The following is a 23870-nucleotide window of genomic DNA, read 5'->3' as shown; positions in this document are numbered from 1 at the left end:
GCAACAAACTATCGTGATAATAGAAATTTTCGGAGTGTGGCGCAGTTTGGTAGCGCATCTGGTTTGGGACCAGAGGGTCGTAGGTTCGAATCCTATCACTCCGACCATCTATTTTTTAAGAGCCTTACAGGCTTTTTTTTATGTATAATGGTTTAGTTTCTGGTATATTTAGAACTGACTTTAATGTATAAAAGTCCTCTAAGAGCGCCTGTAGCTCAGCTGGATAGAGCATCTCCCTTCTAAGGAGGTGGCCGCAGGTTCGAATCCTGCCAGGCGCACCATTTAGCCTGCAAATTTTGTCTTATCAGGCAATAGTTATGGCGGTTGTAGCTCAGTTGGTAGAGCCCCGGGTTGTGATCTCGGTTGTCGTGGGTTCGAGTCCCATCAGTCGCCCCAATTTTTTCTGCATTACCTCTTTTTAGTATCTCTAGCGTTACCTCATTAAAAACCCCTTTGTTAATAATCAGACTCTGCCACTTTTGGCGATTTTTTGCGTCTATACGATTTGTTTTGATGACAAGTCTTCTGTATAAGCGACCTGTCTCTGTACCTTCTTCATTATTCCTTAATGGCTATTATATGAGCCAATAAAGATAAGCTTTTAAGTTGTGCATCATGATAAAGTTTTAAAGACGTTTGGTATAGACGATTTATTCAATACAACATCAGTTATAGTCCATCTTCTATAAATTGGATACGGTGTCAGGCTCGCTTAGTCTACTATTTGTAGTACTTTCACTAGCCTTCTTTATATCCAAATTATACTGAACCGACTGTATCAAATAAAAATAGTGCTGCGCAAAACAGTTGTAGCCATAGCAAGCTTAGTGCTGCCGTACATAGATTTTGCTTGCTTATAGTATGGTTAAATCTATATTAGTCTAGAATACTACGTACATATCGTATATCAAGCGACGCTACTATCGTGGCGATATCATAGATATTGGACCATATGATGCGACTAATCTTATATTATCGAAGGGGCAACTGATGGATGCATTGAGTGTACTGCTACAAAATGTGCATTTGTTCGAAACCAAATATTATCGCCTGAATGGTACTGGTAATTGGTCTTACTCAATCACTCGGCAAGATACGATTTTATTTTATTTGGTCATGTCTGGTAGTTTTTGCATTGACGTTGGTAATGGTCTGCGGCAGGCACATGCTGGTGATATGATTATGATTCCTAATGCGCATAGGCATGTCAGCTACGCGTTGAACCATCATGGTGATGGTGCAGAGTCATTGGATGATTTACTACCTAATTGTAAAAGTAATACGCTTGAAATCAATGGTAACGGTGATCCCAATTCATCTTTGATATTGATTGAGTGCAAATATGATAAGGAGATGATACGTCCTTTACTATCTGTACTGCCTCCCATTTTGCCTGAAATCAATGATGCCTCTGATGGTAGGTTTGAAGTCATCGATGTCGAAATTAAACTACTGACACTAGAAGCTGAACGTGAACGCATGGGTAAGACAGCGGTCATCAATCATTGGGCAAGTATTATGATGATTGAGTGCTTACGTGTGTATATTGAAAGTTTGCCTGAGGCCACAGAAAACTGGCTCAAGGCAATGAAAGATCCATTTTTGACCAAAGCATTGGCCGCGATGCATGAAGACCCAAGCCAAAGTTGGACGATTCATAATCTCGCCGAAGTAGCGGGTATGTCACGCTCAAGCTTTGCACAACGTTTCAAAGATACAGTTGGGATGCCGCCGTTGACCTATCTGATCGATTATCGCCTGCGCTTGGCGGCACGCTATTTGCGCTTACAGCAAAACAGCATCAGCCGTATCAGTTCGCTGGTTGGCTATGCGTCAGACTCGACCTTTAGCCAGGCATTCAAGCGCGTTTATGGGGTGTCCCCTAAAGTGTATCGTCAGCAATATCAAAAAAGAATAATGGCTTAGCTTGCGGTCATTGCACTTATTTACATTAAAAGCGTTAAGGGCACCACTGAGCCTTTAGCGCTTTTTTTTATTTTTAACCATGGTGAATGAGATGTCGATAGAGACTTTTTATCTGACTGCTACGCCTGGTATTTTGATGATGTATGGCTGACAATGTGCTCGTGTTAAGGTACTATGGAATAATGAGTTGTCTAGGCGTGCGTGCTTATTTTTAGAATAATATATTGCACTGTATGGTAGAAATACCATCTAGTCTAGATGATGTTTATTTTTGCTGCTGATGGTATGTTATGACTGAACCGACCGCAAAGCCAAGCGCACAAGCCAATAGCCAAAAAGGCTCTGCTGCGTCTGCCAAAAAACAAAGCAATATAAGTACAAGTAACGCTACGGACAAGGTTGAGGATAACCTATGCCTGGTAGAAAGTACGGAACAAGACAACATAGTCGAGCCACTTGATAAGGCGACATTGCTAGCGCTGTTTACGTTACCAAATTCAGAAGAGGTAGTGGCTGAAGGGTCAGAGACAGACGTAACGTCTAAAACTTCATCTACTGGGCTTTCTCATAGCCATTCGACCACGCAAAAACCTGCTGATAACCAGAATAATATTGCTGAACAGCGAGTGGCGCTTTATCGTGCTCAGCACGAGCGTACGCGGCTGCTATATATGGCCTCTGCCAGTACGCGTCCCACTTATTTGGTACAAACGCTTAAATTACAGTTTGCAGAGCATCAGCAGTATCTACTCGCTCAGCAGCTTGATAAGCGCGGTCTCATGGATACGGATGGGCTAGAGCGTCTTTGGCAGCAGTTACATGTGGTTGATGATATCATCGCCGATATTATCCGTCATATGCCAGCTCAACAACCAGCAGGGTGGCAGCTGACTACCCAAGATGGTCGCAACCCGTTGTGTTTTGCAACTGTAGGCAAGCTAAAATACGGTAAACCTATCCGTGATCAAGGCAGTCTCAATAGCTATGTGCTTGGCCATTTTGGTGTGAGTAGCTTTACCTATGACCGCGGCTATTATATTGGGCATGTCGTTGGTTACTTATTTAGCTGTTATTTCTGTGCTCATTTGTCTATCAGCTACGGTGTTACGGCCCTTAGTCAGCAGGTCGTTGCAGATTATGATTATGCCAGTCTCGAGACCCCGCATATGGTGAGACTGTTGCAAGGGTTAGATGGCTATTGTAAAAAACGTGTTTATCAACTGGCGGTTATTTGTGCGCGACTGAGTGTGTTTGCTAGTGACAAGCGTATCGAAAGAATGCTGATTGCAGAAGTAAATGACTTTGACAAAAAACTGCAACAGCAGCATTTAGATGTTTTGCTGTTGCAAGGTTTGATGCCAGATAGTGGCGACTCTACGCCGCTTCTTTAAGTTTTTGATTCTCTCAAATGGATTGTTAGATACTATTATTGAGTATGGCTGTATTGCTCTTTAGGGCTCTATCCTTCCTAATGTCGCCAAAGATTCGAATGGTTGGAGCGAGCGTTATCACTGATTACTTGACTTACTCCTTTCATTATCGAATGTCCAATATAGCTACTTTCTAAACCTTACCTTAGCTTTCTTAATATTTGCTTACTGTTGTATATTATTGACTGAGTCACATTTTTACTATGGTAAAACCAGTCATCAAGCTATAGTGAGCCTTATTTGAGAAGTCAGTATTATCCAGAAGCGATTCTTATAGAAATTAGCCATTATGCTATTCATTATTATTGAGAGTATCAGTACAGAGGTCTACTAAAAGAGCCGTGTATAGGTGAGATGCTTGACTATTTAAATGAGTCATCGCTCAAAATCAATCAATAAGGCAATTATTGGTTGATATTTTTTATCAAGAGATAAAATAAAAGCCATTCTATACCGTTTTTACATTATAGAGTTTTGTATGAGACAGTCATTTTTAGATAATTTGGATACAAGAAAGCCGGTTTAGGTTTTTCCCATCAGTCCTTAAAAGTAGCAATCAAAGGTAGTGATTCATGTCAATCCAAACGTCAACATCAGCCGCAATAGAAAAGCGTGCGGCTAACAAATCTTACGTGCTTGCATTTACTGTGATGAGTGCTTCGTTAATGGCTGGATTGTCAATGACATCCATGAGTGCGCAGGCAGCTGGTTTGGGTGATCTGTTCAATAACAGTAATACCAAATCAAAGTTTTTGCCTGTTAATGAAGCCTTTCAAGTGGTGAGTAGTACTAAGGCGACATCTAAAGGCACGCGCTTATCGATTAATTTTAATATCACACCAGGCCATTATGTCTATAAGAATAAATTAACCTTAAATTTTCCTAAAGGCGTGAGCGCTACACCGTTTACTTTTAGTCAGTCTCCTGTCTCAATTGATGATCCAACCTTTGGTAAGGTGCCTGTATTTACGCAAAGAAATATGGTGGCCACTACTATGTTAACCACGAATAATGGTAAAGGTGCTAAGAATGTGCCAGTTGTGATTGGCTGGCAAGGCTGTGCCACTGCAGGTTTGTGCTATCCACCAGAAAAGGTAAAAACCACGGTCGATATTGCTGTTAGATAGGTAGTAAGTTAATTTATATTTTAGTCATAAATATAGTCAAATCCATATAAATCCGCTACCTCGTCATCCTCGCTAAGCATACTAATGTATAACTTGCACTCGGTTTCCTTGTATCGAAATTATTTGAATTCAACTATAGAATATTGGTAATAAATAGGTAGCCATTCATGTCGATTAAGGCAAAAGAAAAACCCTCATCGCTAACGCTAAGCCGTCCTGCTAAAAAGTCTTATCTACTGGCATTCGCGATAAGTAGTAGCTCATTATTTGCAGGACTGTTACCTACTGGTGTAGTTGCTACTGGGTTGGCAGCGACGTCTATGACCACGCAAGCGGCCGGATTGGGTGATTTGTTTGGCAATAGTAAGAGTGACGCAAAGCAAAAATTCCTACCAGTCGATCAAGCATTTCAGGTCATTACCGACACTAGTGCTACAGGTAGTGGTACACGCTTAGCCATTAATTTTGATATCACGCCTGAGCATTATGTTTATAAAGATAAAATCAAGCTAACGCTGCCTGATGGGGTGACAGCAGCACCGTTCACCTTTAGTCAGAAGCCTGTGCTGATTGATGATCCTACCTTTGGAAAAGTACCTGTATTTGATCAAATCAATATGGTCGCAACCACGACTCTGACGAATAAGAGTGGAAAAAGTGTAGACAATGCCACGGTTGTGATTGGATGGCAAGGTTGTGCCAAAGCGGGACTATGCTATCCACCTGAAAAAATCAATACGACTATCAATATCGCTGCTACAACGCAGCAGTCTGTAGAAAGTAGCACCAATACCTCTAATGCTGATTTAGCAGCTAACGCTAGTCTAGCAGCTGGTTCACAGGTGTCTGAAAATGATATTAATACAGACAATGCTGAAGCAGGGCAAGCACAGGCAGATGATGAGGTTATTGATTATGCTTTACTAGATGAAGGCTCGCTAGATGGTGAGCTGACAGCGACTAATACGATTTCCGGAGCAGATGGAGAGACCACGGCTAACGCTGCGCAAAGTGATACGGTAGCGGCTACCAATATTGTCGTCGATAGCGATCCTTTTGGCTTAGGAACGCATCCTGGCTTGGCACTGATTTTACTGTTTTTAGCAGGTCTTGGTTTGGCTTTGACACCATGTGTATTACCCATGCTGCCTATCGTCGCCAATATTGTTGCTCGTGAAGAGAACCCAACGGTTAAACGTGGCGTTATCTTAACCACCAGTTATGCCATCGGTGTAGCGACTGCGTATGGTATTTTGGGCGCTGTCATTGCGGTGTTCGGTGAGTCATTGGGCATTATTGGTTGGCTACAAAATCCCATGATCCTAATCAGTTTTGCGATCGTCTTTGTTTTACTGGCACTCTATATGCTAGGGGTGTTTAGTATCCGATTGCCACGAGGCATTAGTAGTAAAATGCAAGGGTTGAGCCAAGCAGGTGATAGTAAGCTTGGTAGTACAGGTGGTAGTTTGGTCGCTGGTTTCTTGTCCGCTTTAGTAGTATCGCCTTGTGTCTCTGCACCATTATTTGGTGCGCTGCTTGCGGTGTCTACCATTGGTAGTCCGTTGCTCGGTTTTGCTGCTTTATTTATGCTTGGGTTTGGTTTGTCTGCTCCGCTTATTTTAATCGGTGCAACTCAAGGTAAAATCATGCCGAAAGCTGGCGAGTGGATGAATTGGGTCAAGCAAGGTTTTGCCTTACTACTCTTTGCCGTGGCATTATTATTAATTGAACGAGTCTTTATATCACCAGTAATGCTGATGGTGTGGGCATTATGGTTCATGGTAGTAGCAACATGGGCGTGGAGCTGGTTGGGTAAAGGTCGCATGCTTACGCAGGCATTCGGTTTGCTTGCAGGTATTTGGGCAGCTTGTTTGATGGTAGGTGCCGCGTTAGGTAATGATGATAGCCTGCATCCGCTTGCCTCATTGAGTGCGGCGCCGATGATACAGTCAACGACGAGTCAGTCAACTGCTAATAGGGCAACAGATCAGACGGTCACTACATTGGCTGAGTTAGATGTTATTATCGCTGCCAATCCAAAAATTATTGTAGATGTTACTGCTGAGTGGTGCATAGAATGCCGCATTATGGACAAGAATTTGTTCCATAATCGTCCTGTACAGATGCAGGACTGGCAATTGGTCAAACTTGACATTACGGAGACTACTGACGACTCTAAAGCTATCCTAGGACGCTATAAACTATTTGGGCCACCTGCTTTACTGTATTATCAGGATGGTCAACTGGTCAATCAACAAGTAGGTGAAATTGGTCGTTCAGAATTTGAGCAGACATTGGCGATGCTTAATAACTGATCATTAATAGTTCATGCTTAATGACTCATACTTAACAATATGAGTAAGTCTTTTGCTGAGGCTTAATAATCCGAAAGAGCCAATATACTATGATGATAGTATATTGGCTTTTTTAATGTGCTTAAGAATTGTCTATCATAATGAGACTAAGCACTTGGTTTAACATCTTTTATTCATATCTACATTTGTATTATGAAGCGATAACGCTAGTATAATATCCATATTTTCATTACAATAAAGCAACAATGCTAAAGACGCATTTCTAATGACAGTTTTGGACTTTTATACCTGAATATCATTGGTCTTGTTCTATTTTAGCGATGACGCTAATGGTCATATTCATTACTTCATATACTTGCTGGCGATGATGCCAGTGAGACAAAGGATACTTATGTTTCCCCATATCACTGCACAGCGCCCATCTATGCCTCTTACCAAAGCGAGAAAAAATATCTTACTTCAAACAGAGAAACATCATCTGAACATTGCTATCGGAATAGCGTTAACTTGCTTTACAGTGCAAGTGCATGCTGCCGACAATACGCAAACTTATAATGAGTTGCCAATACCAGAGACAGCATTTGAATATGAAGATTCTGAAATACCACAAGGTATGAATGAGCAGTCAACAAAATCAGATACGGCTGAACAAAATCGCAAGGTAGTGAGCAAAGAGTTTATTGCTGAGCAGGCGAAGTTGTTTTTTGATTGTACCCAAGTACATACTAGTGCTGCACGTTTGGCCTGTTTTGATAAAGTGGCTGGTCAAGGTAAAACGCCGAGCTACACCACGACCAAACAGCCATTGGATTTAGCAAAAACCTTTCAAAGTACGATTTCAGGCAATCCACAAGTGGTATTTGCTGAGGCTGAAACGGCTATGAGTGGTACGACGGTTGAAGATGCAGATACTATTTTAGTGAGCAATCAACGACTCGCAAAAAGCAACTTGGAGAAAAACGACAGCGTAGAAACGGAAGATGACACTAATAGTGAGGCACAGATTTTATCTAACATAGGTGTCACTCAGACTGATATCGAAAAATATACACCACTGAGCTTATCTTACGATTTGGATAAAAACAGTGAGCGCGGGACTTGGACAGTAAGACCATATCGACCGACTTATCTATTACCACTATTCTATACTTTTGATCCTAATTTAAATCCAAGCACACCAACGCGGGAAACAGAGTCTTTCACTTCTAATGATGTCAGAGAGTCTGAGTTAAAATTCCAGATATCTTTAAAATCTAAAGTTGCAGAAGATTTATTCGATAGTAATGCTGACTTGTGGTTTGGTTATACACAAGAGTCGCATTGGCAGGTCTATAACGAAGATAACTCACGTCCATTCCGTGCGACTGATTATCAGCCCGAAATATTCCTGACTCAACCTGTCGCCGCCAATCTGCCATTTGGCGGGCGTCTGCGTATGTTGGGTGCTGGTGCCATTCACCATTCTAATGGACAAGACGATCCTTTATCGCGTTCATGGAACCGTGCTTATCTGATGGCAGGTGCAGAGTGGGGCAAGCTATCGATCGTACCGCGCTTATGGGCTCGAGTAAATAACGAGAGTAGTAGTACAGATGATAACCCAGATATTGAAGACTATATGGGCTATGGCGATATCAAGTTCTTATATGATTTGCCTGATCAACAAAGCTTGAGCGGAACCCTTCGCTATAATCCAGGCACCAATAAAGGCGCGGCGCAACTAGATTATATTTATCCATTGTCAGAAAACATCAATGGTTATGTGCAGCTTTTCCAAGGTTATGGTGAATCTATCATCGACTACAATCATGAAAATACCTCTATCGGTTTCGGTATTGTGCTGAATGACTGGCGCGGTTTTTAATAGCTTGTCTACTTACAGTAATTTATGCGGCGATTAGCGCCCTACCAAACTGGGCTATGGCTGGCAGAGTATCTAGATATACGCTGCCAGTTATGCCGTGTTTATCGTAGCTCACCACAGTCTCAGCTATTACAAAGCCAATCAACACTAAATAGTAATGATGCCCTAAATACCAATACAGTCTTTAGACCTTCAAATAATAATCCCCTCTCTGCCAAGTTGATCCAACCGGCTTATCACCTCTTAAATAGAGGGCTACTGTGTGCTCACTGTCATCATAGTATAGCGTGGTTGCCCAAGCCGTTTGAGGTTGATATTTCTGCTGGTACTTCATTGTCTATTCAGGCCGCCACCTATTACGACTATCCGATCCGTCAAGCTATTAGAGCCTTTAAACATCACGAAGATATAACCAAATTGCCAATACTGCTGCATGCCATACGTCAGTTACCACGGCCGCGTGGTTGTCATCATGATAATAGCGTGATTGTCGCCATGCCAACGACCAATCAACGACTGGTCAAACGTGGGTTCGATCCAGTGAGTATTTTATCGGCACAACTGTCCAAGCATTGGCGGATACCATTGTGGCAAGGCGTCATGAGAGTTGACGATACGATCAGTCAGCAAGGACTCACGCGTGCTGAGCGCTTAAGTAATTTGGACAATGCCTTTGTATTGATAGAAAATCCACCCGTCAAACGCTTATTACTATTCGACGATGTTGCAACCACAGGTGCCAGCTTACAGGCATTAGGGCGTGTACTTTCTGTACCAAAAGCAACCACATTAGATAACCAAAATCATAATAAACATTCCTTGTCCGCCTATGCTCTAGCACATGGAAGCCAACCTTAATAGCTACTTTCATCTACTCGAAATATACTAATATGTTGCTAATTTGTTACCTTAGCGCTATATTGTGAAAACTGTATATAGTAATTTGTTGGCTATCAACAAAACATTTCTCTCACCGCTGAATTGAATAATACGATAAAAATGACGAGTTCTAGATAGCTTGTACTATTGACGCATCCGCTATTACTTCGTTATTAGATAGCAACTAAAAATTATGGAATAAAAATTGCAGGTTTTATGTTCTATAGTCATAAAAATTTTAGCGAAAATACTATAAAAATATGAGTCTATGATTAATGCTTTCAGCGGAGTTTAGCATCGCTATCAGACAGACAATGGCCGTTATAAATAGGGATTTGATGTGAACGCATCTACAAATAGTCTACCAATCAGTTTACGAATGAACAGCTCCGGATTTACGTTAATTGAGCTGATGGTAACCATTGCTGTGCTTGCCATTATCGTTAGTATTGCCGCGCCTAGTATAAGTAATCAGTTAGCTAATCAAAGAGCTAAGTCGACGACGGCGACGCTGCTCAATGCTCTGAAAGAAGCAAAAGTTGAAAGCATGATTCGTCGCCAAGACATAACATTTTCTTATAATAACAATGGCGCTAATGCGGGCACAATTGTTATTGAAAGCGACAGTGAAACGATCGCTACTTATCAATATGATGCTAATAGCACCATCAAATCTACTGCTAGCCAGATTGAATTTAAGTCAAGCAAGACAGCGGATGCGATGGTTTATACTATTTGTGATAGCAATGATTATGCATCACCTAGACAGGTGATCATTACTGCGGTTGCAAATATTAGTAGCCAGTTAGGAGGCACTTGCCCATGAAGGTTTTAACTTATCAGCGCGGCGTGGGTCTAGTAGAGGTCTTAGTAGCCGTTTTATTATTATCTGTTGCTGTGCTCGGTTTTAGTGCGCTTCAGATGAGGGCAATCACAGCCACAGACGAGAGTTTAGTTCGGACTAAGTCATTAACAGTGGTTCGCAATTTGGCTGAAGTTATGCGTGCCTATCCTGAGGCCTATGTCACAGGAAGCGGGTCTTCTTTTAGTGATGCAGCACCGTTAGATACTGGTGCTGAGCCAACCGTTCAGGCGATCGTTAGTAGTTCATCGACTGATACGGTTACGGTGGGTGGTGATGTAATTAGTATTCTTGCTAGTGGTAATAATTGTTTATCGACAGATGTAGTAACTACTAGTGGTAATAGTGCCCCAAAGCAACCTTGTAGCATTAATCAGCTTGCTGCTCGTGATACGTTAATGATCAAAAAAATGGCAGCAGATGAAGAAATAGAGATTGCTGTCACTATGTGCCCAGGTACTTCAGTTCAGGCGATTCAACAGCAAATGTGTGTGATTACGGCATGGAATGATACCGAAGCTTTATTAGACGATAGTAATGCCAAAGCATGTGCAGATAGTAACGGCGTCTATAAAACTGGTAGCCAATGCTTGATATCGGAGGCGTACTAATGAACTGCAGTCATAATATCACTCATCATAAGAACGAGCTTAAAATGAGCGTTGTTAGTAGGTCACAGGGTTTCACGCTCATCGAGCTGATGATATCTTTAGTACTAGGTTTGCTAATATCAGCCGCGGTGCTGCAAGTCTACTTAATTAATACGCGTACGCTGACCGTACAGCAAAGTGCTTCAGAAGTACAAGATAGCGCTATTTTTGCTTTACAGAGCATTGAAGATCATATCCGTATTGCCAATTTAGGTAACCCTATTACTAATATCACGGATGGCACTAATCATGGTGGTATCGTATTAACAACTACGAATTTAGGTGCGAGTAACGCTACAGACAGTAAGTATTTTACGAATAGTGATGGCTCTGCCGGTTGGGTTGGGTTGTCGAATATAGACAGTGTTACTAGTGATCAATTGACTATTCAATATAACAATATCACTGAAGGTTCTTTGTTTGACTGTGAAGGAACAGAAGTGACATCTGGTACGGATGATTGGGTAGTCGAACGTTATTTTATACGTGAAGACTCAGGGCCGAATGATCTGGTTTTGGCTTGTGATGCTGGGCGGGTAACTGATGTAGGCGTAGTTTCAGAGGGTTTTTATGGTAATGGTACTGTTGTCGCAACAGGTATCGACCAGTTTAAAGTTCTATTAGGGGCACAGACGGACATAAATAATTTGACTTATCTACCCGCCAATATCTATACACAGTTGACCGATAAGCCTTCAATTACAACTGTGAAGATTGGAGTTATTGTTCGTAGTAATACGCCATTGATAAATACAGACGATAAGCTGACCTTTACGGTACTAGGAAAGGAGCAAAGTCTAATAGCTGATGCGACGCGTGCTCAGTTCTATCGCCGTAGTTATGAGTCAACTATCTTGTTACGTAACGCTCGCGTGATGTTAGTGACGGGTCTTTAATATCGTAGAGTGTCACTATTAAGAAGAGGTAATATGTCAAATATTCAGCAGTATCAATATCCCAAAGTATCTCCATCCTCACAACAAGGCGCTGTGCTCATCGTGGTATTACTGTTTTTGATTTTGATCATATTAGCGGGTACGATTGCTGTGAAGCAAAGTACTACTGATTTGCGACTTGCAACCAGCGATCAAATTAATACTTTGCTATTACAGTCAGCAGATAATGCCAACCAAAGTATTGAGCAAAGTGTCAATGGCAGCAATGATGATGAAATCTACGATGACATGTTATCAATAACAGGGCCTTTCGGGCACTTCATTTTGGATCCTAATAGTTCTGAGCATGAATATGTCTTTTGTTTTCGTCCAAGAGATCGGTTTTTCAATATTAACCGTACCTCGATTGTAACGTCAGGTGGCACTATACTTAGTAGTGGTACTGGTTACTGCGATCCTGAAGAACCAGATGATTACGTTAGTAGTCGTAACGCTAGTATGACTCAGGTGAATATATCGTTAACACCACCTAGTGCTGAGACTGAAGCGTTTAGTAGCTATACTATTGGTCAAGATAGTGGCTCAGTTTCTAGCCAAGCGTATATGTTTGAGATTAATAACACAGCTGTATTACCGGCTTATGCAGATACAACAATAGGCAGCAAAAATTGCTTTGAACAAACTAGCCGTGTAGATACGGTTACCGATAGTGAGGATACTATTGGGGGCTGTATGGCGGCGGCTGGTGTGCCGAGTGCTGTGATCTATGAGCAAGCGAATGTGGAAAACCTATCACAGCGTACAAATTGTGTCGAATTTGGGCAAGGTACAGGATTGCTCTGTACATTGCCATCGAACTGATAGTCTAGAATTTTGTCCCAGTTTACGATATTGGATAGCGTCACTGCTATAAAGTATGGTTAGCGCATCGCACCAATTATCATAAGGAAATAAGTCATGACATACCTAAGTAAAAAGAGACTCAATCGACAGCCGTGGCGTGTCAAGACGTTAGCGATCGCTGTAATGTTAGGGCTTAGTGGTACCGTAGCTCAAGCAGATACTATTAGTAGAAAACCTGTGGGCGATCTAGAGATTTATAAAGCGGCAACGCCGGGTAGTGCAACCATTTTTATGATGTTAGATACATCAGGTAGTATGGGTAGCGGTAGCATAAGCAACGATTACGGCTCATGCAAAACCAGCTATACTTCTCAGAACTCAGAAAAGATTCGGGCAGTTATTTATAAGCGTCAGGATGACGGGTCAGCTGCTGATGGGTTATTTAGAGACGAAAATGGTAATACGGTCAAAGACCTTACGAGCATTCAAAAGGAAGTGAGCTTTACTCCTGTAGGGTGTGAAGTTGGCAATGGAAATACGATACGTTACTCTAGATTAACACGTCTACAAATAGCGCTTATTGAGCTATTAGCTGATGAAGTTTATACGATAAATGGTACCTTGAAAGATACGGGATCACTATCAGATGAATATGAAGTTGGTTTAGGTAACTATAGTTATAGTGGAGATGGTAGATCAGCTGTTGTTTTGGCCCCGACTAAAGCACTGACTGCGCTGCAACGTGGAGCATTAATCGATGCAACCACAGGCTTAAATGCAACAGGTAATACTCCAACTGCCCACGCGCTAGCAGAGTCTGGTGCTTATATGATGGGAACATCTACGCAGGACAATATTCAGGTTGTTGCCGAAAGGAAATATGAATCTAGAACGTACTCTTGGCGTAAATGCAATAGTAATGAAAGTACATTTACGTTTGATAACGATATAAATCAATATGTTAACGCATGTAGTAGTTGGACTGGTTGGTCAACGAACTCATCTATACTACCAAGCTATAGTTTCTATCAGAGCCTTAGTAATAATGGGCGTACTTACTACAATGGCTCTTATAATGCAGACTCTGGTTTTGCTAATTCGGTAGCATCATCTAGAGTGGAATACGATAATAAATACCTTTCCCCGCTCAGTTCTAAAGAATGTAGTGGCAGTGGTATCTATCTGTTGACAGATGGTGAGCCTAATGCCAGTAGTGATACTAGAGCCAAAACAATAATGAATACTTCATTATTAGGCTCTACCTCGACCTTAGCTGTAAGCAGTTGTAATGGTCTGACTGGTGGTAGTAGTAATGGAGCGTGGGGCTGCATGGCTGAGTATGCAGCGCTATTACGCAATACTGCTAACAATCCGCTTGGAGTACCGATTAAGACTGCAACAGTAGGCTTTGGTAGCGCCTTTGCTGGACTTACTGGTAAGCGTACTATCACGATTGACGGTGCACCGAAAGAAGTGACAGATTGTGATAGCGGTAGTAACGTAGATCGAAATACCAGTAATCTATGTAAGTTGGGTGAACGTAAAGGTGACGATGAAACCAAAACCTTCGGTGATGGTGGTTTTTATTACACGGAAGAATCTGCGGATATTGCTGCGAGTATTGTTGATTTTGCATCAGGTCTTGTACAGACGATTAGTACGGCTCCATCTGGTACTATTACAATTCCTGATGATCCTTATCGTGCTGCGAACCAACTACCATTTGCCTATTTACCGATGTTAGATCCTGATGTTGCCTCATCAGCAAGTACTTGGCGAGGCAATCTCAAAAAATATGATTTGGATCAAGGTACGCTATTTGGCCATAGTAGTGCTAATAGCAATACTCCTACTCCACTGTATAAAGATATCGCAGGCAATCTAGATGAAGATACTCAAGATGTATGGCAAACATCTAATTTCACAGTAGCTGGTAGCAATGCAAATAATGATATTACGGCTGGTGGTGTATATGCGCAATTGGAAGCACCAAATTCAGGGTTGGGCAGTATGCGGACGCTGTACGTTGAGGATTATACCTCTGCGAGTAATAATACCCCTATACTACGTAGGTTGAGCGTTAATGGAAGTGGTAAGCCACAAGGGTTTGATCAACTAAGAGATACTGCTACTTATACCCAACTTAATAAGCGTCGATTACTGAGTTTCTTAGGTTTCGATAACTTACTCACTAATGATGGACAAGCGACAGATACCACAGATGTTGAAGATTTAACGCTGTCTGTACCGACTACCCCAATTAAGGTTTTAGGTGGTGTTGTCCATTCTAAGCCTACGGCAATTTCATACAGTGCAGCTCTAGATACAAACGGCCGTATTATTGATCCTCGTGATGACTATGTATTATTCGGCTCGATGGATGGTGCCTTGCACTTAGTCGATTCAGATAATGGCGAAGAAGAGGTTGCCATCATTCCTAAATACATGATGGAAGTACAGCCTAAAGCCGTAGTAGATGGTTCGATAATAGATAAAGTAGGTGAGCCCTACTTTGGTGTTGATGCACCATGGCTAGTAACCACAGACTATAGTTATGATTTGGATCCTGCAAATCCAAGAGTTGCTGTTGATAATTCGGCAGGTAAAGGGATGTTTGCCTATGGTGGGCTACGTATGGGTGGATCAGCTTTCTACGGTATGGATATTTCTGATGTATCTACGCCTGAGATTTTATTTACAATTACTCAAGATGGTTTGCGCTCTAGTACTTCTGCTAAATCTAGTACAACAGGCTTCAGTCGTTTAGGTCAGATTTGGAGTAAGCCAACCGCTGCCAAAATCCGTCTAACCAGAGATGCTGATCCTACCAATGTACTGATATTTGGTGGTGGCTATGATATGGGTTATGAAGAAGATAGCTATGTACCAACGACTAGTGCACCAGCACAGGGTAATGCCATATATATGATTGATGCTGAGACAGGTGAGTTGATATGGTCAACTAGCGGTGAAGCTGGTATCACGAAAAACCTTAAAACCAATAGTATGATTAATAGTATAGTTGGTGGTGTCACTATACTTGATAGAGATAATGATGGACTGATGGATCATCTGTATGTCGCAGATTTGGGCGGACAAGTATACCGTGCGGACTTCGAAAATGCTCGCCCTGCTACTAATGGTTTCACTGAAGTAAATAACTTTTCTAATAGAAGAGTGACTCGAATACTTGACGTTGCCCCTAGCAGTTCTGCGAATAAAAAATACGCGTACCGATTTTATGAGCGTCCAATCGTAAGTTTTTATCGCAATGAAGGTATTACTGGAGAGAGTGTTGCTAATAACGGCCAGCTATTCGCATTGGTAAATATTATCTCAGGTAACCGTAGTGCACCTTTATCCACCTTGCGTAATGATAATGCCAATGCTAACCGCATCTATGGCATTATCGATACTGATATTACGAATACAAATATATATAGCAACACATTTGTACCAACGGTTCAAAATATAACTGAAAGTAATTTGACTCCATTAGCGACGGCGCTTGGTTCAGAACCTACTACTGCGATAAAAATGACTGCTAAAGAGGATATGATTAGAGGCACTACACAGGGTTGGTATTATCCATTGACTCGATTTGATGGTTATAGCAATGTCAGATACAACAAGGGTGTAGGAGATAGTGCTGTTATTAATAATTTGTTATACACCACAGTATACAATCCTGATAAGCAATACCCTGGTACAACAGCTAGCTGTTCAGCACAGATAACGGGTGGCTCAGAGCGTCAGCTTTATTGCTTACCTTATGGTATATGTATGGAAGATAGTTCAGTATCAGGTACGGGAGGTTATCTTCCTGCTGGACAGGGTATTCAGGAGCTAACGCTTGGTGCTTATAATGAAGACAACACAGATACAAAGTTGCTCATCGGTACAAGCACACTAACTGAGCGTATCGAGTTGGCCAATCGTGCAGGCTATGGCAGCGATGCTCTTAAAGATACTAGTAACATTAAAGATTTATATTCAGGTGAGGGTAGTCTACCCTCACAAATAGATGGTGATGGTAGTGCTGGTGAATTCATCTTCAACGAGCGTTACACTTTGCAACCACGAGCATGGTACAAGCGAACGCAATAAGTAGTGCAAAGTCTAAAAAATATAGGTAGTGATGATCGTCTCAAGATGCTATTCACTACCAACACCTTAATTACTAACGACAAAAGATAGTAATAAATGGTGATCCTAATGGTATTGATAATAGGGCGCGGTATATGACCAAGTCGTATCACAATAAGACAGCAAGTATGACAGCGCATAGCGGCGCACATGGTTTTACGCTCATAGAACTGATGGTTGTCGTGGTGATTATCAGTATCCTTGCGGCTATAGCGATACCTAGCTATCGGCAATATGCAGTGAAGAATGCGGAGCATGAGGCACAGGCAAAAATGCTACAGCTACAAGTAGAGCTTGAGCGTTGGCGATCTAAGGCATTAAGCTACCAAGGCTTTCAGCCAAAGATTATTAACAGTACGACGAATGCCGTCGCCTATAGCTATGATGAAGCGGACAACACTACTATCTACGTACCAGATGGTAGTGATTCAGTCAACTATCGCTATTTGATTACCCTTGTCGATGGTAATAACACGACCAGCTCATTAGTTCCTGTTGCTAGCCCTAATGTCGACAGCAGTACTGGGCGTACATGGAAAATGTTGGCGCTACCAAACCCTACAGGCATTACAGCTAATGCTAATGAGATTATGATTACCAGTGCTGGCTTACGTTGCCAGAGCAAAAATAATAGTATAGTCATCGCAGACAGTGGTTGCGGTACAGGGCAGGAGGACTGGTAATGACTATCAACCTAAACAGATCGATAAGCCCATCTGAATCTCAGCATGGCATTACGTTAATTGAAGTGATGATTGTCGTCGCCATCATCGGTGTGTTAGCTGCTATTGCCTATCCGACGTATCAGCGCTATGTCCTTAAGTCTAAGCGTACCGATATGATGAGCGAGATGCAAAACATCGCTACTCAAATTCAAAGTAATAAACTAGCACAAGGCAGCTATAGCAATGACTTAATAACGGGACTGGGTGGTAGCTACCCTACACAAGGCAATGCTCTTTATCAAGTGACTTTCACCCCCGATCCGCTGACTTCTAATTGGAGTATTATTGCTACACCAGAAGGACAGATGGCTACTGATGGTACACTCAGTTTGGACTTTCAAGGTACTAAATGTCGAGGCAGTGGTGTAGATAAAAAATGTGGTACAGGCAACGATTGGAATGAATAAGTAAATTGATAGCTTGTATGTTTTTATCTGATATAGATTAAATATGTTCAAAAGCCACTCTAGATATATCTTCTATCTAGAGTGGCTTTTTTATTAGACTATGTATGAGAAGAAAATTATTATCTGACAAAAAATGTCATGTTACTTTACCTTATACATCTAAATAATAATTAAACTGACAATTTTCAGCAATTTAACTGGAACAATAGAAAGTAGACAAAAATTGTCATTAGCCAATGTATGACATTATCGTTAATTTTTTGCTATCACTTTTCATTATCAAGTACAACGTAAAAGCTATCTAATACCGTTCACTATCAGGCATTAACTTACTATTAACCAAGAATTCATAAGGTATGGGTGGGCTAGGTGGGTAAGGATAAGCATTATGAAGAAATCGGTTATGATGCTAAAAAGTCAAACTTGCATTATAAAAAATAAATTACAACTAAAAAGTTGGCATGCTACCTGCAACAATAACTATAAGACAGTTAGGTGAGAGAGTTAATTACTCACACTAACAAACCATTATTTATAATAGATAACAAATGATAGTGCCAAGTAGCATATCGATCGATTTGTTATCACCTTATTCTAAAGGACATACTATGAACGCTAATATCCAGAAAGGTTTTACCTTAATCGAACTAATGATCGTTGTTGCGATCATCGGTATCCTAGCTGCAATCGCTATCCCTCAGTACCAGACTTATATCGCTAAGTCACAAGTTAGCCGTGTAATGGGCGAGACTGGTAACTTGAAAACTGCTGTAGAAGATTGCATGAACTCTGGTCGTACAGCTAGCATTATACATAACGGTTCTCCTGCTAACTCTACCGAATGTTCACTAGGTGCAACTGCTTCTAACATTCAAGGTGTAACGCTTGCTGGTGTTGATGGTTTACCAACAGTAACTATTGATGGCGCTGCTAACACTGCCTCTATTATGGGTACTTTTGGCGACAATGCTGCTAGTACGTTGACAACTGCTGGTAGCAATACTCTAACTTGGGCACGTACAGCCGAAGGTTCATGGTCTTGTAGTACTACAGTAGATGCTAAGTACGCAGCATCTGGTTGCCCAGCATCTTAATAACTAAGATAGCCTGTTAGATAAAAAAGCCAAACGTAATGTTTGGCTTTTTTGTATGGTAGTTAATAATATTAAGTCACCTCTACTTACCTATGGTTATAAAGAATATATGCTATGTTTCAACGATTAAGTAAGCGTGATGTATTGGTCGTCATGGTATTGGTACTGGTCATGATTTTTTTTGGTTATTATTATGCCAACAACCAAGCCCGTAACCTATTGTGGCTAAAAACTTATCCTATTCGTGCCGAGTTTTCCGCCCGCCATATCAGCTGTAGTGAGGATGGCCCCACATGGCTTGCTGATGTACTGCGATATCAAACCAAATACAATAATGCCCCTGCCAATCAAATCGCTTATATCGAGCCAAGCGGTACGCTGCACCATTGTGAAAACGGCTATATCGGTGAGTATCCGCTGTTATCAGATAGCGTGACCGAGCAGACGCGCTTTCGCTATGCTAGCGTCACTAAACTGTGGACGGCAGATGCGATTCTACAGCTGGTTAAAGACGACAAACTATCACTAGATACGCCATTAGCTGATATTATCAGCGAGATTGATGCGCCAAAAGATGCACGAATGATGGATATCACTATTCGTCAGTTATTAACGCATCGTGCAGGGTTTGATCGCTATAGCGTGTTTGGTCAAGATATGTTCAATATTGGCAAGGACATTTGTCCCAATCATATCAACGAGCTGAATAATATTACCTTGGGTTTTGAGCCTGACAGTAAAACCAGCTATTCTAATTTGGGTTATTGCCTGTTGGGTGAAGTCATTAGTCGCCTAAATAATCAATCTTATACCGACCTTATCGCCCAGCAGTATGGTTTTGCTGATAGCACCTTGCAGTTTATCACCAACAAGCCCATGACGGATGAGGTGAGCTATAACTATGTCGAAACAGGGTTGACGGGTGTCTCAGACATCTATACCGAGTTTAATTATGAGGCACTGGCATCAGCAGCAGGGTTGTCGGGCAATGCGATAGATCTAGCACAGCAAGCACATAGCATGGCAGCCAAACCTACGCCCAATATATTGTCGATAGACCCTAAATCAGCTTGTGATATCACCCAGATAGCAGAGTGTTACGGCTATGCAATGGTGACCTATCAGCCACAGCCTAATGTACCCATGGTGCATTATCGCGATGGTAATTTATTTGGCTTATCGTCATTGGTTGCGATAGACGAGCAAGGTGGCGTGGTGGCATTATTGAGCAATGGTACAGCGGATAATGTCATGGAGGATAGCAACAAGGTGAAGATAATGATTTATGAGCATCTGACAAAAAGATAATAAATACTATCGTCATCTATCAGCGCAATAAAAAACGTATCACACCATAGTGTTATCTCACTGATATATTTTAAGGCTCTTTTATGAGAACTGATGTAGCCACCCAACAATGGAAAAACTCTAGTGTGTATGCGCTATTAAAAAGTAAAGCGCTATTGATAGCGCTTTACTTTTTAATATTTATATTTGGTATTGCTTATGGTAGCGGTTATAAGTTTTATAATGGTTATCGGATTTTGCAAGTTGCCCTATTATTCACGCTTGGGTTTTGGGCGCTGTATCAACGGCAATTTATAGTGAGCAAAGTAGAGTTGCTGTTTTTTGCCTTTATTGCACTAGGTAGCTTGTTTTGGGACAATGCTCTGTTTATTGTTACTGACTTATTGTTAGCGTACTTGCTGTATAAAGGTTTTCAAGCCTTAATCTATAATGCATTGATAACCAAAGCTGTGGTGCTAGGCAGTTTCGTGTTGTTTCTGATGTTGCCCGTCGGGTTATTTGATTATATTAATAGTGGTTTATATCGATCTGATTGGTATCCATTAGCATGGAATATCCGTATTTATAACAGTTATTTGTTTATTTTATCCATCTTTGCCACATGGTTTTATATTAGCACTGTAAAATATAGAAATATTTATTTAGTGTTTTTATTTTTAGCATTGCTGGCAATACTGTTAGATGCAGGACGTTCGGCTGCATTGGCTTATACGGTATTTATGGTGATGGTGGGCATTTGTAATCGGCAAGTGTGGCGGCCGCTACTGGTAGTGTATGCGTTAGCATTTTGTACGTATGTGGGCATGTCTTACACTGCCAGTTTGAGTGTGGATAGTGCATCGTCAGCGCTACAGATAGCCCGCACTACCACAAGCTTACGCTATGACTTATGGCTGCATGCACTTGAGTGCTGGTTACAGAGTCCGCTTGTGGGCTGCGGGTTTTATCAATTGGACAATTATGAGCAGTTTGCCGCCCATCCGCATAATTTGATGTTACAGGTTTTGTCTGAAACTGGCTTAATTGGCTTCGGGTTTTTGGCGTTTATCTTATTTTCTATCCTAAGGCATATCGACTGGCGCGCTCAAAATAGCTATTTTGTGTTAGCGGCATTAGTTGCCATTGGTGTCGATAGCTCATTATCAGGGGTGCATATTTATCCCATCACCCAACTCGCTTTACTTTGGTTGTTGGTATTTTTACTCAAAAATCCAGAATTTGCGCATGCTGAACATTTTAACCAATCTGAACACAACACCTCTACCTCAAACAGATATTTATCTGCTGCTGTTATGTTGGTTTTGGCGGTGATGTTCTGTTATTTAGTCATCAATACCAGTATATTTTTAACAGATATGCCATCTACTCCACCACGGTTTTGGGGTTATGGTTATCATTTATTGTGATATAACTATAAAATAATACCCATGATGTTTTATTTGTTAGGCTGTTTGAATGACTAAAGCAAATTTTGAGCCATTATAAATATCATGGCATAGATAGTGCTTAAATAAGAGTATTACTTTTTAGAGCATCATAATCTATGACTACCTGTCGTTTCCAGTCTGGTTTTACGCTTATTGAATTGATGATTGTTGTTGCCATCATTGGCATTTTAGCTACCATAGCAATCCCTCAATATCAAATATACATTGCTAAAACACAAGCAACTAGAGTTATTAATGAGTTGGGTCAGCTACGCATGACAGTAGAAGAGTGCTTGCAGACAGGTAAGACTGTAATAGGGTTAGGAACTGATGACTGTGATCCTCGCTCCACAGCATCTAATCTGATAGTGGGTGGCTCGCAAGTAGGTGTTGTTTTACCTAATAATACTGGTGTCGCTCAAATAAGCAATCCATTGATACTAGCGACGAGTATTACTGCTACGATATCGACTCAGGTGAATGCTAGCTTAACAGGTGAGACAGTTGTATGGCAACGTGATGATGCAGGTTCATGGAGTTGTAGCAGTAGTATTAAATCTATCTATTTACCCAGTTCTTGTATCCATAACGCTAGTTTGTAGCTGGTAGTTATAAATGTAATAGAGGCATAAATAGACGATATGCAGCAGCATCCGTGGGAATACTTAAGTATACGAATCCTAATAGGTTGGTTATTTGTCTGTTTGTTACCAGCAGTGATACTGTTTTGGGAATATATCCTCACAGATAATATATTACTGACTCAGATCAATAGTATCATCGCAAGTAGTGTCGCACTGATATTAAGCTTAATAGGTTTGGATCGCCTCACTCAGTTTCCGGGGCAGAAATCCATGGTGACCGTGCTACCAACATTACTAGCAAGTGGGTTGGTAATAGGATTAATACTACTTGTCTTTCGTGTACCATATTCTGTCTATTACTTATCTCTAAGTGCGGTGTTAGGATTGGTTTTCTGTTTTGTGTCACAAGTATTTTTGCGTTCAGTGACACAAGTGACTATAGGTTATGTACCTATTGGGCGCTATCATACTTTACTCAGTATAAAAGACGTACGTTGGGTCAAGCTAACTAAGTGCTTTCAACCAGATAGCCATAAGCGTCTGCCATTCCATGCAGTCGTGGCTGATTTTGCAGATAAAGATTTATCTGGAGAATGGGAGCAACTATTGGCCGAAACTGCTTTGCAAGGTACACCTGTTTATAATATTTTGCAGGTCTCTGAGTCATTAACTGGTCGTTTGCCTATCAAGCATTTATATGAGAATAACCTAGGATCACTTCTCCCATCACAGAGCTATTTATTGGTAAAACGTATGGCAGATACGGTGGTTATCATTATGAGCTTACCTATTGTCATACCTATCGCATTATTAGTCGCATTACTAATAAAATGGGAAGGCCGTCATAGTAATAGTGCGGTATTATTCAAGCAGCGCCGCATAGGACAAGGTGGTAAACTGTTCACTATGTATAAGTTTCGAAGCATGATACCTAATGCTGAGGACAACGGTGCGCAAATGGCAACTGGTGCTGATATGCGAGTGACAAAATTTGGTAGCTTTATAAGGCAGACACGCTTGGATGAGCTACCACAATTTATCAATGTATTAAAAGGTGATATGAGTTTAATCGGTCCGAGGCCTGAGCAATTAGATTTCGTTGAGCGTTTTAATGAAACTATTCCTTTCTATCGTTATCGTCATATCGTCAAGCCCGGTATATCAGGATGGGCGCAAGTGATGCATGGTTATGCGAGTGATGAAGATGAAACTAAAGTAAAACTCGAACATGACTTTTTCTATATTAAAAACTTTTCATTGACACTGGATTTATTGATTGTTATCAAGACGATACAGACGATGGTTACTGGGTTTGGGGCGAGGTAAAATAGTATGAAGGGTGTAATATTAGCAGCAGGTGTTAGCTTAAGACTAACAGACTATTCGC

18 protein-coding genes and 3 tRNA genes are annotated in these 23870 nt (G+C 41.2%); all 21 read left to right on the top strand.

Annotated features, from left to right (window positions below; all coding sequences use genetic code 11):
- Positions 1 to 30: 30 nt before the first annotated feature.
- The 21 genes from JMW61_RS02775 (at position 31) to JMW61_RS02675 (ending at position 23809) form a co-directional block, all read left to right on the top strand.
- Positions 31 to 107 (top strand) — tRNA-Pro (locus tag JMW61_RS02775).
- Positions 108 to 204: 97 nt separating this feature from the next.
- Positions 205 to 281 (top strand) — tRNA-Arg (locus JMW61_RS02770).
- Positions 282 to 320: 39 nt separating this feature from the next.
- Positions 321 to 396, top strand: a tRNA-His gene (locus tag JMW61_RS02765).
- A 594-nt stretch (positions 397 to 990) separates the two neighbouring features.
- Positions 991 to 1926, top strand: a complete 936-nt coding sequence (locus JMW61_RS02760) for an AraC family transcriptional regulator (protein WP_201549308.1) — start codon at positions 991 to 993, stop codon at positions 1924 to 1926.
- A gap of 290 nt (positions 1927 to 2216) precedes the next feature.
- Positions 2217 to 3317, top strand: a complete 1101-nt coding sequence (locus JMW61_RS02755; RefSeq protein ID WP_201549306.1) for a hypothetical protein — start codon at positions 2217 to 2219, stop codon at positions 3315 to 3317.
- 611 nt (positions 3318 to 3928) lie between these two features.
- Positions 3929 to 4483, top strand: coding sequence for a protein-disulfide reductase DsbD N-terminal domain-containing protein (locus JMW61_RS02750; RefSeq protein ID WP_201549304.1), 555 nt, complete (start codon positions 3929 to 3931; stop codon positions 4481 to 4483).
- A 167-nt stretch (positions 4484 to 4650) separates the two neighbouring features.
- Positions 4651 to 6798 (top strand): protein-disulfide reductase DsbD, encoded by a 2148-nt coding sequence (dsbD, locus tag JMW61_RS02745; RefSeq protein ID WP_201549302.1) that lies wholly within the window; start codon positions 4651 to 4653, stop codon positions 6796 to 6798.
- A gap of 391 nt (positions 6799 to 7189) precedes the next feature.
- Entirely contained in the window at positions 7190 to 8662 is a 1473-nt protein-coding gene (locus JMW61_RS02740; RefSeq protein WP_201549294.1) for a phospholipase A, read from the top strand.
- Between the two features lie 24 nt (positions 8663 to 8686).
- Complete coding sequence (locus JMW61_RS02735) at positions 8687 to 9520, top strand: ComF family protein (RefSeq protein WP_227687341.1); 834 nt, start codon at positions 8687 to 8689, stop codon at positions 9518 to 9520.
- 361 nt (positions 9521 to 9881) lie between these two features.
- Positions 9882 to 10367 (top strand): pilus assembly FimT family protein, encoded by a 486-nt coding sequence (locus JMW61_RS02730; RefSeq protein ID WP_227687340.1) that lies wholly within the window; start codon positions 9882 to 9884, stop codon positions 10365 to 10367.
- Positions 10364 to 11014 (top strand): type IV pilus modification protein PilV, encoded by a 651-nt coding sequence (gene pilV, locus JMW61_RS02725; RefSeq protein WP_201549292.1) that lies wholly within the window; start codon positions 10364 to 10366, stop codon positions 11012 to 11014. Before JMW61_RS02730 ends, pilV begins: the two co-directional genes overlap by 4 nt.
- Positions 11015 to 11058: 44 nt before the next feature.
- Positions 11059 to 11949 carry a PilW family protein gene (locus JMW61_RS02720; RefSeq protein WP_201549290.1) on the top strand — a complete coding sequence of 297 codons (891 nt, stop codon included), beginning with the start codon at positions 11059 to 11061 and terminating at the stop codon, positions 11947 to 11949.
- Between the two features lie 33 nt (positions 11950 to 11982).
- Positions 11983 to 12810 carry a pilus assembly protein PilX gene (locus tag JMW61_RS02715; protein ID WP_201549288.1) on the top strand — a complete coding sequence of 276 codons (828 nt, stop codon included), beginning with the start codon at positions 11983 to 11985 and terminating at the stop codon, positions 12808 to 12810.
- A 96-nt stretch (positions 12811 to 12906) separates the two neighbouring features.
- On the top strand, positions 12907 to 16899 hold the full coding sequence (locus tag JMW61_RS02710; protein WP_201549286.1) for a pilus assembly protein: 3993 nt from the start codon (positions 12907 to 12909) through the stop codon (positions 16897 to 16899).
- A gap of 134 nt (positions 16900 to 17033) precedes the next feature.
- The gene (locus tag JMW61_RS14385) at positions 17034 to 17621 is read left to right on the top strand and encodes a type IV pilin protein (protein ID WP_320158100.1); all 588 of its coding nucleotides are present in this window, start codon (positions 17034 to 17036) and stop codon (positions 17619 to 17621) included.
- Positions 17621 to 18070, top strand: a complete 450-nt coding sequence (locus tag JMW61_RS02700) for a type IV pilin protein (RefSeq protein ID WP_201549284.1) — start codon at positions 17621 to 17623, stop codon at positions 18068 to 18070. Before JMW61_RS14385 ends, JMW61_RS02700 begins: the two co-directional genes overlap by 1 nt.
- 608 nt (positions 18071 to 18678) lie before the next feature.
- The gene (locus JMW61_RS02695) at positions 18679 to 19164 is read left to right on the top strand and encodes a pilin (protein ID WP_201549282.1); all 486 of its coding nucleotides are present in this window, start codon (positions 18679 to 18681) and stop codon (positions 19162 to 19164) included.
- A gap of 114 nt (positions 19165 to 19278) precedes the next feature.
- Positions 19279 to 20472 (top strand): serine hydrolase domain-containing protein, encoded by a 1194-nt coding sequence (locus tag JMW61_RS02690; protein ID WP_201549281.1) that lies wholly within the window; start codon positions 19279 to 19281, stop codon positions 20470 to 20472.
- Between the two features lie 83 nt (positions 20473 to 20555).
- The gene (locus tag JMW61_RS02685) at positions 20556 to 21878 is read left to right on the top strand and encodes an O-antigen ligase family protein (protein ID WP_201549279.1); all 1323 of its coding nucleotides are present in this window, start codon (positions 20556 to 20558) and stop codon (positions 21876 to 21878) included.
- Between the two features lie 137 nt (positions 21879 to 22015).
- On the top strand, positions 22016 to 22501 hold the full coding sequence (locus tag JMW61_RS02680; RefSeq protein WP_201549276.1) for a pilin: 486 nt from the start codon (positions 22016 to 22018) through the stop codon (positions 22499 to 22501).
- A 39-nt stretch (positions 22502 to 22540) separates the two neighbouring features.
- Positions 22541 to 23809 (top strand): sugar transferase, encoded by a 1269-nt coding sequence (locus JMW61_RS02675; protein ID WP_201549274.1) that lies wholly within the window; start codon positions 22541 to 22543, stop codon positions 23807 to 23809.
- The last annotated feature ends 61 nt before the right edge of the window (positions 23810 to 23870 follow it).

It is taken from the genome of Psychrobacter fjordensis (genome assembly GCF_904845995.1).
In the GTDB taxonomy this organism is placed as follows: Bacteria; Pseudomonadota; Gammaproteobacteria; order Pseudomonadales; family Moraxellaceae; genus Psychrobacter; species Psychrobacter fjordensis.
The sequence above is the reverse complement of the archived record's forward strand: the minus strand, read 5'-3'. Positions and strand labels throughout refer to the sequence as shown.

Coding starts and splice junctions, on each gene's coding strand:
- JMW61_RS02760 (WP_201549308.1), top strand. CDS start 991: ATGGATGCATTGAGTGTACTGCTACAAAATGTGCATTTGTTCGAAACC.
- JMW61_RS02755 (WP_201549306.1), top strand. CDS start 2,217: ATGACTGAACCGACCGCAAAGCCAAGCGCACAAGCCAATAGCCAAAAA.
- JMW61_RS02750 (WP_201549304.1), top strand. CDS start 3,929: ATGTCAATCCAAACGTCAACATCAGCCGCAATAGAAAAGCGTGCGGCT.
- dsbD (WP_201549302.1), top strand. CDS start 4,651: ATGTCGATTAAGGCAAAAGAAAAACCCTCATCGCTAACGCTAAGCCGT.
- JMW61_RS02740 (WP_201549294.1), top strand. CDS start 7,190: ATGTTTCCCCATATCACTGCACAGCGCCCATCTATGCCTCTTACCAAA.
- JMW61_RS02735 (WP_227687341.1), top strand. CDS start 8,687: ATGCGGCGATTAGCGCCCTACCAAACTGGGCTATGGCTGGCAGAGTAT.
- pilV (WP_201549292.1), top strand. CDS start 10,364: ATGAAGGTTTTAACTTATCAGCGCGGCGTGGGTCTAGTAGAGGTCTTA.
- JMW61_RS02720 (WP_201549290.1), top strand. CDS start 11,059: ATGAGCGTTGTTAGTAGGTCACAGGGTTTCACGCTCATCGAGCTGATG.
- JMW61_RS02715 (WP_201549288.1), top strand. CDS start 11,983: ATGTCAAATATTCAGCAGTATCAATATCCCAAAGTATCTCCATCCTCA.
- JMW61_RS02710 (WP_201549286.1), top strand. CDS start 12,907: ATGACATACCTAAGTAAAAAGAGACTCAATCGACAGCCGTGGCGTGTC.
- JMW61_RS14385 (WP_320158100.1), top strand. CDS start 17,034: ATGACCAAGTCGTATCACAATAAGACAGCAAGTATGACAGCGCATAGC.
- JMW61_RS02700 (WP_201549284.1), top strand. CDS start 17,621: ATGACTATCAACCTAAACAGATCGATAAGCCCATCTGAATCTCAGCAT.
- JMW61_RS02695 (WP_201549282.1), top strand. CDS start 18,679: ATGAACGCTAATATCCAGAAAGGTTTTACCTTAATCGAACTAATGATC.
- JMW61_RS02690 (WP_201549281.1), top strand. CDS start 19,279: ATGTTTCAACGATTAAGTAAGCGTGATGTATTGGTCGTCATGGTATTG.
- JMW61_RS02685 (WP_201549279.1), top strand. CDS start 20,556: ATGAGAACTGATGTAGCCACCCAACAATGGAAAAACTCTAGTGTGTAT.
- JMW61_RS02680 (WP_201549276.1), top strand. CDS start 22,016: ATGACTACCTGTCGTTTCCAGTCTGGTTTTACGCTTATTGAATTGATG.
- JMW61_RS02675 (WP_201549274.1), top strand. CDS start 22,541: ATGCAGCAGCATCCGTGGGAATACTTAAGTATACGAATCCTAATAGGT.